The sequence below is a fragment of the Atribacterota bacterium genome, from assembly GCA_039638595.1.
Taxonomy (GTDB): Bacteria; Atribacterota; Atribacteria; order Atribacterales; family Caldatribacteriaceae; genus Profundicultor; species Profundicultor thermophilus.
This window is the reverse complement of record JBDIWM010000054.1, coordinates 1-11,717: the sequence shown is the minus strand read 5'-3', so window position 1 is coordinate 11,717 and position 11,717 is coordinate 1. Positions and strand designations below refer to the sequence as shown.

11 protein-coding genes are annotated in these 11,717 nt (G+C 47.2%); 3 read left to right on the top strand and 8 right to left on the bottom strand.

The window, feature by feature from the left end; all coding sequences use genetic code 11:
* The 3 genes from ABDK92_09955 to ABDK92_09945 form a co-directional block, all read left to right on the top strand.
* On the top strand, positions 1-833 hold an 833-nt coding region (locus ABDK92_09955; protein MEN3186931.1), incomplete at its 5' end, for a hypothetical protein.
* A gap of 85 nt (positions 834-918) precedes the next feature.
* A complete protein-coding gene (locus tag ABDK92_09950) occupies positions 919-1,221 on the top strand; it encodes a glycosyltransferase (GenBank protein ID MEN3186930.1) in 303 nt (100 codons plus the stop codon).
* Positions 1,218-1,721 carry a glycosyltransferase family 2 protein gene (locus ABDK92_09945; GenBank protein MEN3186929.1) on the top strand — a complete coding sequence of 168 codons (504 nt, stop codon included), beginning with the start codon at positions 1,218-1,220 and terminating at the stop codon, positions 1,719-1,721. Before ABDK92_09950 ends, ABDK92_09945 begins: the two co-directional genes overlap by 4 nt.
* A 466-nt stretch (positions 1,722-2,187) precedes the next feature.
* On the opposite strand, the gene ABDK92_09940 is transcribed toward ABDK92_09945, so the two are convergent.
* The 8 genes from ABDK92_09940 to ABDK92_09905 all read right to left on the bottom strand — a co-directional run.
* On the bottom strand, positions 2,188-3,036 hold the full coding sequence (locus tag ABDK92_09940) for a carbohydrate ABC transporter permease (protein MEN3186928.1): 849 nt from the start codon (positions 3,034-3,036) through the stop codon (positions 2,188-2,190).
* 14 nt (positions 3,037-3,050) lie between these two features.
* Entirely contained in the window at positions 3,051-3,905 is an 855-nt protein-coding gene (locus ABDK92_09935) for a sugar ABC transporter permease (GenBank protein ID MEN3186927.1), read from the bottom strand.
* 60 nt (positions 3,906-3,965) lie between these two features.
* The gene (locus ABDK92_09930; GenBank protein MEN3186926.1) at positions 3,966-5,582 is read right to left on the bottom strand and encodes an extracellular solute-binding protein; all 1,617 of its coding nucleotides are present in this window, start codon (positions 5,580-5,582) and stop codon (positions 3,966-3,968) included.
* Between the two features lie 148 nt (positions 5,583-5,730).
* Positions 5,731-8,199, bottom strand: a complete 2,469-nt coding sequence (locus ABDK92_09925) for an ATP-binding protein (protein ID MEN3186925.1) — start codon at positions 8,197-8,199, stop codon at positions 5,731-5,733.
* Positions 8,200-8,211: 12 nt separating this feature from the next.
* Positions 8,212-8,460 carry a hypothetical protein gene (locus tag ABDK92_09920; protein ID MEN3186924.1) on the bottom strand — a complete coding sequence of 83 codons (249 nt, stop codon included), beginning with the start codon at positions 8,458-8,460 and terminating at the stop codon, positions 8,212-8,214.
* A gap of 205 nt (positions 8,461-8,665) precedes the next feature.
* Positions 8,666-9,499 (bottom strand): carbohydrate ABC transporter permease, encoded by an 834-nt coding sequence (locus tag ABDK92_09915; GenBank protein ID MEN3186923.1) that lies wholly within the window; start codon positions 9,497-9,499, stop codon positions 8,666-8,668.
* Positions 9,478-10,407, bottom strand: coding sequence for a sugar ABC transporter permease (locus ABDK92_09910; GenBank protein ID MEN3186922.1), 930 nt, complete (start codon positions 10,405-10,407; stop codon positions 9,478-9,480). Before ABDK92_09910 ends, ABDK92_09915 begins: the two co-directional genes overlap by 22 nt.
* A gap of 33 nt (positions 10,408-10,440) precedes the next feature.
* Positions 10,441-11,717: sugar ABC transporter substrate-binding protein (locus ABDK92_09905; GenBank protein ID MEN3186921.1), on the bottom strand; the 1,277-nt coding region annotated here is incomplete at its 5' end.

The following is an 11,717-nucleotide window of genomic DNA, read 5'->3' as shown; positions in this document are numbered from 1 at the left end:
CCGTTCTCGTTCACCTTCGTGCCGGGTGGTTCACCGTTGCTATACTCTTTTCTGTGTTTGTTCTTTTCCAAGGCCACATCATTAAAAAGCTTAGCCTCCTCGTGGTCACCATTTTTCCGTGGCTTAACTTCTTAGGGAGTATTGCTTTCCTCAACTGGGTTTATACCGGCAATACTTTGGCTTTTTTCCGTTCTTCTCACAGTTTTTTTCCGTACCTTCCCAATTTTTCCTGGATCCACTGGAAATACACCCTTTTTCAGTTTCCCCGGTGGGCCGTCTTTCTTGGCCCACTCCTTGTCGGCACTTCTGGAGAAAAAAAAAGACTTTTCTGGGCTATAGCTTTTATCATCGGGAGCATGGCTTTACCCTTTTCTCTCCCCCTTCTCGCCACCCTCTTAACCTTGGGAGCCATTTTTCTTAGAACTCCCCCTTCTGGGAAAATCCATCGCTCTATTTTTTCCCTCTCCCTGGGAATTGCTTTGGTTACCGGATGGATTTCCTTTTTCCAGTCTCCCCTCCATTCTTTTATTTTCTCCCCCTATCAATCGCTCCAAGAAAAACTCACCGAATACCGAGAAATTGCTTCCTTACTCAACACTCCAACTGTAGTTCTCGTCCTGGATCGAGACCCCTTCCTCACCACTTCTTGGTCAGAATCCCTCACCGCTGTCATTTCCCAACTTTCACCTCCTCAAACCGTCCCAGCGCAGCCCTACGAGTATATCGTCCAGTCAGCAGAAAGCTCAAACGTTATCCCAGGGTTTAAGGAAATCTTCCAAGGGAAAAAATTACAGCTCTATCAAAAAGAAAAAACGCCGTTCCCCCTTCCTTGACGAAGGATTTTCCCCCATCTATACTACAGTAGTTAGTATTTATTTCGAGAAGAGGCGAGAAACGTTGCCATGACCAGCGCCGCCAATGTCCAAGCCAGTTCAATTCGATTTGCTGGAGAGAGTACTCACAATTCTCTATTTTTACTGGCTTTACCAAACCATTATCAGTCTGCAGGGATTTTTCCCTCCCTCTCCTTTCCCCAAAGCCTCTTTCTGGCACCGTTTCTGTGTCCCTATTCCCGCCCGCAACGAAGAGAAAATGATGGGACCACTTTTAGAAAGCCTTCGGGAACAGTACTATCCCTCTTCCCACTTTGACATTTACGTGGCCTGTGACTCCTGTACCGACGCCACCCCAAAATTGCTGAGGATTATCAGGCCCGGGTGATCTTTCGTCACGACCCCCAACACCCTGGTAAAACCCATAATATTCGCTTTACTCTTTCCTCAATCGACCTTGAAAAATATGACGCTGTCGTCATTTTCGATGCCGACAACCTTGCCCATCCTGATTTCCTGACAAAAATGAACGATTACCTTGCTGTGCACCCTGAAGCTAAAGCCGTTCAGGGTTATCTCGACACCAAGAATCCTTGCGATTCCTGGCTCACCAGGGCCTATGCCCTGGCTTACTGTTATACTAACCGCTTCTGGCAATTGGCCCGAGTGAACTGGGGATCACCGGTAACTCTGGGCAGTACAGGACTGCTTATCCGGACTTCCTTCATCAAACGATTCGGTTGGAATTCCAAAAGCTTTATCGAGGACCTCGAAATCAGCACCAGGCTTGCTCTGGAAGGCGGAAAAGTTCACTGGAATGAATGGGCCATTACCTACGACGAAAAACCGCTCTTATACCGTTACAGCCACCGTCAGCGCATGAGGTGAATGCAGGGACATTAATTACTTCGTAACCTGGCAATATGGGCCAAGGCTTTTCTTGCGGTTCATCACAACCCTCAAAATCCAATATCTGGATTACTTCCTTTTTCTTTTCCTCTTTTCATCGCCCTAAGCTCCACTCTGGCCTCTATTCATCTGGAATGTTCCGTCTTCGGCGCCACAACTAAGCAACTTTCCTCCTGGTATTTTTGGCTGGTTATTATTTTCTTCCAAAACGCTTATCAGATTGTTATTGGACCTTCGCTTCGGGAAGGAAAGTTGACTTTTCGATATCTCCCTTACCTTTTCTTCTACATCTGGTATGGTCTTACCTGGCTCCCGGTAATCTTTTATGCACTATTCTTTTTCCGGAACCAGCAAACCTGGATACGAACTGAACACATCCGGAGCTTGAAAGTAGCCGAGTCCTGGAGAAAAAATAGTACAAGCTACCCTTGGGTAGCTTGTACTATCATCCTTTCACTGCTCCCATGGTAAGACCGCGTACGATATACTTCTGAACCGTCAGCGCGAGAATGGTCGGTGGAATAATAGCCAAAAGCAATCTGGTGGACACATACCAGAATTGAACCCCCTGGGTGTGTTCGGTACCGGCAATAACCACCGTCATGGGGGAAGCCTTTTTATACGTGAGCACCAGAGCAAAGAGAAATTCATTCCAGGCAAAGGCAAAACAGATAATCACCGTAGCCACCAGCGCCGGAGCCGCTAAAGGCAAAGCAATGCGCACAAAAGACTGCCAGCGTGAACATCCATCGACCCAGGCAGCTTCTTCCAGTTCTACTGGTAACTCCTTAAACATGTCTCGCATGATGAGTACCGCAAAAGGCATGACAAAGGTGGTATTAACCAGAATCAGGGCTATCTGGGTATCCAGAAGTTTCAAAGATTTCATGAGTAAAAAGAAAGGAATCACCGTAGCTGCTGGTGGAAGAAAACGCTGGGAAAGAAACCAGAAAGACATGCTCTGGTTTCTCCATTTGGTATACCGGTGCCTGGCCAGGCCATATCCAGCCAGGGAGCCAAGAAAAACGGCAAAAACTGAAGCACCAATCGCAATGGTAACACTGTTGAGAAGACCGCGGGTAATCTCAGGACCTCTCTGGTTAAACTCAGTCTGCCAGTTGTTGAGGGTGGGCCGAAACTGGACCCAGGGAATGCTCGAAAGACGGAAAACATCAGCTGGCTTCTTAAACGAGGTAATCACCGCCCAGTAAAAGGGAGAAACCACCCACAGAACCACAATCACCACCACAATCCACAAGAGAGTTTCGACTATTCTATGTCTTTTTTTCGACATCGCCATATTCCCCTTTACTCGTAGAGCTCTCTATATCGACGGAAGAAGAGCATCCCAATCATCATGGTAATTGCTAAAAGGAAATACGCCATGGCACTGGCATACCCCAGGTCGAAGTTCCGTAACCCCTGGGTATAAATATAAAAGGTTAAAGTTCGCGTTGCAGTACCTGGCCCACCACTGGTCAAACTGAAAGGAACGTCAAAAATTTTAAATGCATCCACCAACCGAAGCATCAATACCGTTCCCAGAACTGGAGAAATCAGGGGCAAGGTAACATAACGAAAGACTGTCCAACCAGAGGATGTATCGATAACCGCCGCTTCATAAATTTCATCTGAAATGGACTGCAAACCAGCCAGAAGAATGATAAAAGCAAAAGGAGTCCATTGCCAAACATCCACCATACAAACGGCTAACGTTGCCCACCAGGGATGAGAAAGCCAAGGAACCTTACCCATCCCCAGATATTTCAGGAGAACATTAACCGGACCATTCTCTTCGTAGAACATCATTACCCCCAGATAGCCGAGAGCCACAGGAGCCGTAAAAAGAGGCATGGTAAGAAGAGAACGAAAAACCTTCAACCCTCGCATCTTACGGTTGAAAACCAGGGCCAAACCAAGCCCCAAAAAAGTAGTGGCCACGACGCTAATCGAAACAAAAATCAAGGTGAAACGAAGAGTACCCCAGAAGCGGTAATCACCAAACATGCGCACGTAATTACTCAACCCAGCAAAACCAGTAATCTTTCCATAGGATATCCGGGATATGCTGACCCGAAACGAATAAACCAGCGGAAAAATGGTAAACGTAAAAATCCAGATGATTGCCGGTATAACAAAGACATTGCCCTTTTCTCTCTTCATCGCTTTTTCTCCCCAAAAACAATAAAAAAGAGGGGGTTTCTGACCCCCTCTTTAGAAAATTTACTCTGGTTTATATCCGATTGCTTCCTGGTAAATCTTCTTCAACTGTTCCCGACCAAGGCGGTCAATAATGGCATTCCAATCTTCAGCAGTGCGGTTCAAGGCTTCTTCTGGAGTAACCTGACCAGTAACTGCCTCAGAGAGATGAATGTCCCAGATTTCCCACATTTCTGGGGTCCCAGGAATACGCAGGTAGGACTGTTTCAAAGGATACTTGTACCACATTTCTTCATACGCATTGACGAACTGCTTGGCATCCTCGGCCTCGTATCCGGTAGCCACGTATTCTTCGATGGTCGACTTCCCCGTGGGCTGCAGAAGGTCATAGAGCGTTCCAGGGTCAACGCCGGTCCAGCCCCAGACAACGTTCCAGTGGTTAATCGGTGGTGTAGCCTGCCAGGAGAGGAAGTAGGCAGCGAGATCTTGATTCTTGGAGAATTTGGAAATCACACCATGCCAGGAAGCACCAACGGTGTTGGCCACGAAGTTCCGCTTTTCTACCCACTGCTTGGTCTCCAGGTCATAGTACTTCTCACTTCCCGGAATCGGAGCCACACCCAGCTTACCTTTGATGCTTGACTGATCAGGCAACTGAGAGAGCGAACCGACATCACCCCAGGAAAAACAAATAACTGCTTTCCCTCTCAAGAAAGCATCCCAAGCTTCTCCTAAGCTCCAACCCCACATTGCGGAAGGTCCGGTCTTGGAAAGCTTAAGAAGCATGTTAAGGGCCTCCACAAAACCAGGGGTGTTCACCAGGGGTTCCATGGTTTCGGGGTCAAACCAGTACACATTATGGTAACGGGTGACTTTGTTGGGGTCGTCACCAGGAGCCGGAGCAACCACGTACGGAGCAGAGAGGGCCATGAAGTGGAAGAACCCCTGTCCAGCAACCTTGAGGTGCATGGTGATACCATAATCGGGTTCTCCATCACCATTCCAATCTTTTCCATGGAAAAATTTGGTGATTTCGTATACTTCGTCCCAGGTCTTGGGAGGAACGGGCATATCTTTGCCAGTTTCCTTCTTGAATTCTTCCTGCCATTTGGGGTCATTCAGGATGTCCCGACGGTAGTAGAGAACCTGACCATCGTGGTCGTTATTAAAACCAACCCATTTCCCACCCCAGCTGTAGAGCTCCTGAAGCGGTGGTAGAATCGAAGCAGGTTCCCATTTGGGCATCCGGGGGTCGTTGAGGTACTTATCACTGGGGACAATCCAGTCGTTGGAAATATAGTCACCGTAGAACCAGCTCGGACCAACGATGATATCATAGGTCCCGGTTCCGGTCATCAAATCGGTAAAAATCTTTTCCCGCAATTCAGCAAAGGGGATTTCCACGATATCGTAGGTGGCACCGGTCAATTTTTCAAAGTATGGACGCCAGAAATAGAGAGGCCCCGAAATGGCACCACGAGGACCAGCTGAGTACACACCAATGGTCAACTTCTGACCCTTCCACGCTGGATCGGGATTCCCCTTATCCGCAGCCTCAAACGCTGCATCCGCAGTTTTAATCTCGAGTTCCGAAGCTCCTTCCTGAGCCCAAACCAAACTGAAACTGAAAAGAAGACTCAGAATCACCAGAACCGACAACACCAAACTCATCTTCCTCATTTACTTTTAACCCCCTTCTTTAAAGAAAATTTTGAAAACAAAAAATCAACCAAAAACCCTACACCACATCTGCTCTTTCTTGCTGTCACCTCCTTCCTCATCCAGCACACCATACATTAAAATGCAAAATTTAATTATACCGTATGTTTCACAAGGCAGGTTTGTCCTCGCTCCCATCTTCCTCCTTTTTTTCCCGTTTCTCCTCAAAACCCCGAAGCAACTCGTTGATTTTCCGTAATTTTTGGTCAACCCGATAATTCACCGTTCCTTCTTGGAAAACACCATTAACTTTTTCCCCAGCAGGAATACCGGTTAAAATCTCCATAGCTTCATCAACCGAGGAAACGGCATAAACCCAAAATTCGCCCCTTTGAACGGCTTCAATCACCTCTTCACTCAACATCAAGTGCTGAACGTTGCTTTTGGGAATAATAACGCCTTGACGCCCGTTAAACCCTCGGGCTCGACAGACCCGAAAGAATCCTTCAATCTTTTCGTTGACTCCCCCAATGGCCTGTACTTCACCTTTCTGATTAATGGAACCAGTCACGGCGATATCCTGACGCAGGGGAGTTTCAGCAAGTTCGGAAAGCACTGCACAGGTTTCAGCCAACGACGCACTATCACCCTCCACCCCCTCGTAGGACTGCTCAAAGCAAATGGTAGCCGACATAGAAAGCGGCTTATCCTGGGCATAGCGGTACCCCAGGTACCCACTCATGATGAGCACTCCCTTATCGTGGATGCGGCCGCTTAAGCGGGATTCTCGCTCAATATTAATGACTCCCTGTTTTCCCAAATAAGTCCGAGCAGTTATACGGGATGGCCGTCCAAAACTGAAATCACCCAGGTCATATACCGCCAGACCATTAATCTGCCCGATCACTGCACCTTCGGTATCAATAAGTAGTATATCCTCCTGAATCAGCTCCTCAATCCGATCCGCAAGAAGGCTCAGGCGTTTTTTTCGTTCTTCCAGAGCTTTCTGCACATGGCTACTTGAAACCTTTTCTGCTCCTTCCTGACGGGCCCAAAAGTCTGATTCGATTAGGATATCGCGAATGAAACCAAACTGGGTGGTCAACTTTTTCTTATGCGCGACCCTCCGGGCAGCATACTCCAAAACCTTACCAACGCCACTGCGGTCAAAAGGCAAAAGCGAGTCTTCACGGCAACAACGCTTAATAAAGCAGGCAAAAGAGAGAATGGTTTCTTCTTTGCTCTCCATCTGGTAATCAAAATCAGCCTTGACCTTAAATAAATCCCGAAAATCTTCATCCCAGACGGTCAGAAGACGATAATAGAATTCATGACCAATGAGGACAACCTTGGCATTAAAAGGTAAGGGTTCTGGCCGAAGTCCTTGTGGGGCGATAAGTCCAAACTGTTCAAATGGATCTTCCATCCTCACTTCTCGATTTTTGAGGGTTCTCTTTAAGCCCTCCCAGGCTCCAGGATTGGCAATGAGATCATGAAAATAAATGACAATATAGCCATCATTGGCCTGATGGAGCGAACCTGCCTTCAACATGGTGTGATCACTGAAATATGTTCCCATGAAAGCCCGACGCTCAATCCTTCCGAAAAGATTGGTCCAGTTGGGATGGGTCTCAAAAATGACCGGGGCAACTTCGGTGGAAGAATTATCCACAAAAACATTCACCTTGAAAGGAAGAAACGGGTCCTGCAGGCGCTGATACGGTACAAGGTGCATGGGTTGAGCCGGCGCCTCCTGCGAATCCCGGAAAATATGGAGGTACGAAAGGGTAAATTCTTTGAGAGCTTTTAGAAAATCACTGACCTCCTCAGAAAATGGGTACACTTCCAAAAGTTCCTTAAAAAGAGGGCTCACTGCGAAATCGGCCACTCGATAGTCAAGTTCACCAATCCGATTCTTCAGCTCCATTTCCAGTTGATGAATCCGCTCAAAAGTCTCATTGATTCGATTCAACAATTTTTGTCGCTTGGACTCGATTACTTCCTTTTCCTCTTCACTCAAAGCCAGATACTGCTCTTGATTCATCGGCTTGCCATCAACCAGGGGTACGAGCAACGGCCCCATAGATGTCATCCGGAAGGCAAAATTTTCTTCCAGCGCTTCTCGCTCCAATCCCTGAATGATTTGACGATGTCTCCTCTGATGTTCATCAACCAGAATTTGCTTTTGGTTTTTATACTCATCACTGGCAAAAGTCTTGGGAATAATATCTTTCAACGCCTTCAGAAGCTCATCAAGCCGCTTTGCCAGACCCCTCCCTTCTCCCTTGGGTAACTTCAATACTTTGGGACGATCAGGATTCTGAAAGTTGAATACATAACACCAGTCGTAAAGAGGGGGCAGCAATCCCTTTTCTTTTCTTTCCTCAAGAAGTCGCTCAATACAGCTCCGCACTGCACTGGCTCTTCCCGCTCCCACTGGACCAACCACAAAGAGGTTGTATCCTGGTTTATCAACCCGCAATGCAAACTCAATGGCCCCAATGGCTCTATCCTGCCCCAAAAACCCTTCCAAGTCTTCAACGTCATCGGTACAGTCAAAGGGTAAAGACTGCCAGTCAAACACCCAGCGAAGATCCTCAGCTTGCAGACAATACTTCGATATATCCATACGCTCCATATTGTCTCTCTCCTACAGTTCTACGTACACCGTCTTGACCTTTTCGATTTTTTCCAGTTCCTCCCTCATCTTTGTAATTTCTTCTTCCTTCCCCATCACTTCAAGGAAAATAATCCCTTCATCCTCACTCTCACATTCCGGGGCAAACTCGTGAAGACCCAGGCGGGTACGCACGTTACACCCATATTGAGTGAGAACTCCCTGCACTTTCAATGCATTCTTCGGTCGGTCTCCCACTTTAATCAAAAGCAACTTTGCCATCACGACATCCCTCCCTTTTTACGAGTATCGTTCATATTGTACAACAAATAACGAACAAATTTTCCCATTCAATAAAGAAGATGTTGAAATTTCAACAAAAACAGAAGAAAAATAAAGCGGGGAAGGGAGCTCAAAATCGAGACTCCCCAACTGTAAGATGATCTCCTTTACTATTCGCAATCACCAGGAAAAACGCAAAGACACCTTACTTCAAAGCGAAACCGGCAATACCTCGAAAACCAGTAACAATAAGCTTACGAGCCAGAATAGCAAAAATAAGGGAAGGAATCGAAGCCAGGACTCCCGCTGCCGCCATTTCACCGTATTTTACTTCAAGACCCACTGCCATAAAAGAGGCAACCTCGACTGGCAAGGTTCGATTGGTGGTGGTCAAAACAAAAGCAAAAAAGAATTCATTCCAATTGAAGATGAAGGAAAGAATGCTGGATGCTCCGATACCAGGAAGAGCCAGTGGTAAAGTCACTTTGAAAAAAGACCCCCAGCGGGATGCCCCATCCACCCGAGCGGCTTCTTCCAGTTCCCGGGGTAAAGCCCGGAAAAACCCCATCATAATCCAGATAATGAGGGGGAGATTGATGACGAGATACGTGATGACCAATGAAGTTCGGGTGTCCAACAGTCGCAAACTCATCCAGATGAAATAAAAAGGAATGATCACCGCCACCGGAGGAAGCATACGGGTGGTGGCAATCCAGAATTCGATATCCTTCTTTCTGGGAATGGCAAAACGGCTCAGGGCAAAAGCGCAGGGAATACCCAACGCCAGGGAAATACAGGTAGCACTCAGCGCGACGATAATACTCGTTATCACCGCGTTTTGTAAGCTGTAATGGTTAAAAAGCCAGGAAAAATTGGCTAAAGTTGGTGTGAAGAGCCAGCGCGGGGGAATGGACATGATATCAATTCGTACTTTCAGTGACATGGTAATTAACCAGTAAACTGGGAAATAGAGCGCTACCAGCGTAACAATGACAAAAAGGTACGCTAAGGTTTTTTTCAGTACAGTTCTTCTCTCCATTGGCGGCTGAACCTCAAGAAGATGGTCACCAGAACCACGGTCACATAGAGAACAATGAGGGATGCTGAAGCAGCATATGAAATACGGCCCGCTTCAGAAATACCCATATAGTAGGCAAAAATATCCACAGTTTCGGTTGAGGTTCCAGGACCACCCCGAGTAAGAATATAAACAATATCAAAGGTTCGCAGGGCATCAATGAGTCGGAAAATGACTGCCACCACGATAATGGGTTGCAGTAAAGGCAGGGTAATGAAGCGAAAAACGTGCAAGTCTCCTGCCCCATCAACCCTCGAAGCATCAAAAGGTTCCTTGGGAAGGCTCTGGAGACCAGCCAGAAGCATAAGTACCATAAAGGGAGTCCACTGCCAGACATCCACCATGATAATGGAGAACATCGCCCATCCTGGTCGTGCCAGCCAGTCCACCGGTCCTCCACCAAAGGGAACTAAAAGATAATTGATGATCCCCACGATGGGATTGAGCATAATCCGCCATACCAAACCCACCACTACCCGGGGGAAAGTCATGGGAAGGATAATCAGGGTAATCAGCCAGGTGGATTTCTTAAAAAAGGAATCAATCACCAGGGCCAGTAAAAGCCCCAGGAAAAACTCAATGGCCACCATTCCACCAATGAGGATACCGGTGTTCAGGAATGATCCCACCGCCCGTTTATCGGAAAAGATAGCCATAAAGTTTCTCAGCCCAATGAAATGACGCCCTAAATACGGTTTGGTGATATCGATATCGTGGACACTCAGATAAATGGTATAGAAAAAAGGAGGCAGAGTAATCAGAATTAAAATCAAAAGCGCTGGCAAAAACATGAGCCAAACATTCTCGCTGATTGTGGTCATGAATCCATTTTGGCGCATAAATCCCCCTTGAATAAGCACGCGAGGCATGCCTCGCGTGCTTTGATCCACACTATTCTCGAGTTATTTCTTTAATTTTCCTGTCCGCATCAGGACTTCAGCTGCATAGGCTGCAGCTTCATCCAAAGCTGTTTTGGCAGGTTGAATCCCAGCAATCACGTTCTCCACCGCGATACCTAAGCGATCCCCAATTTCCCGCCATTCTTCAATAAGGGGACGGTATCCTGGATAGGTGATTCTGAAGGATTCCACGGTTGAGGTGAGCCAGTCTCCTCCAAACTTGGCCTGGAAAGCCGGATCATTAAACACCGAATCACGAGTCACAGAGATGATATTGGCCTGCAGCGCTTTGGAAAGTTCAATATCTTGACTTGTCGCCCATTTAATAAACTCGGCTGCAGCTCCTTTTTCCTGCTCAGTTTTGGCTCCTACCGCACTGATGGCAAATCCCAGCGAATAGTTTCCTGGGAATCTTCCCGCTGGACCAGCTGGGACTACGGCGTAACCAATCTTTCCAGCAATGGCAGATTTGGTGGGGTCCTCAATACGAGTATAGAAATTGGTGGCATCGATAATCATGGCTACTTTACCCGAAGTGAATGCATTCTGTACGTCGTCCCATCCATAAGTGGCTACGCCCGGAGGGCCGTAATTCTGCAGGAGCTTGGCATAATTCTCTGTAGCCAGAATCCCTTCCGGTGAATTGAATACCGGATTCCAATTTTCATCAAAATACTTCCCACCGTAGGACCAGAGCCACTCAGACCAGATGTAAATATTCATACCGTTACCACGAAGCCCTCTCATGGCCACTCCAAAGAGGTCAGGGGGATTGGTAAATTTCTTGGCATACTCCTCGTACTCCTCCATGGTCTGAGGGGGTTGTAATCCTGCTTCTTCAAAGAGGTCCTTGCGATACATCAACTGAGTAGCTTCACTGTAAACCGGACCAGCATAGATTTTCCCTTCGTAGGACAGTAATCCCCGCACAAAGGCACTGATATCCTCCACGTTATACGAAGCATCAAGATACGGTTCAATAGGTGTAATCCAGCCAGCCCTGGCGAACTCTGGAATAAACACCGAGTCGATGGCAATCACATCGTAGGCACCTGCACCGGTACTCACATCGATGACTTCCCGTTCCCGCAACTGTTGCTCTGGATAGGTGACAATCTGAACGTTAATACCCGTCATCATCTTGAATTCAGCAAGTTTACTGACGATGAAATCCGTTTCTGGCAAGGAACGTAGAGCAACGGTAATCCGTACTCCCTTATACGGCATATCCTGAGCGTAGGCTAAAGACCCCAATACCAAAAGAACAAGAAACACCATCA

Bases quoted from the DNA above. Each gene is read 5' to 3' on its own strand.
- ABDK92_09950 (MEN3186930.1), top strand. From the start codon at position 919: ATGTCCAAGCCAGTTCAATTCGATTTGCTGGAGAGAGTACTCACAATT.
- ABDK92_09940 (MEN3186928.1), bottom strand. From the start codon at position 3,036: ATGTCGAAAAAAAGACATAGAATAGTCGAAACTCTCTTGTGGATTGTG.
- ABDK92_09935 (MEN3186927.1), bottom strand. From the start codon at position 3,905: ATGAAGAGAGAAAAGGGCAATGTCTTTGTTATACCGGCAATCATCTGG.
- ABDK92_09930 (MEN3186926.1), bottom strand. From the start codon at position 5,582: ATGAGGAAGATGAGTTTGGTGTTGTCGGTTCTGGTGATTCTGAGTCTT.
- ABDK92_09925 (MEN3186925.1), bottom strand. From the start codon at position 8,199: ATGGAGCGTATGGATATATCGAAGTATTGTCTGCAAGCTGAGGATCTT.
- ABDK92_09920 (MEN3186924.1), bottom strand. From the start codon at position 8,460: ATGGCAAAGTTGCTTTTGATTAAAGTGGGAGACCGACCGAAGAATGCA.
- ABDK92_09915 (MEN3186923.1), bottom strand. From the start codon at position 9,499: ATGGAGAGAAGAACTGTACTGAAAAAAACCTTAGCGTACCTTTTTGTC.
- ABDK92_09910 (MEN3186922.1), bottom strand. From the start codon at position 10,407: ATGCCTCGCGTGCTTATTCAAGGGGGATTTATGCGCCAAAATGGATTC.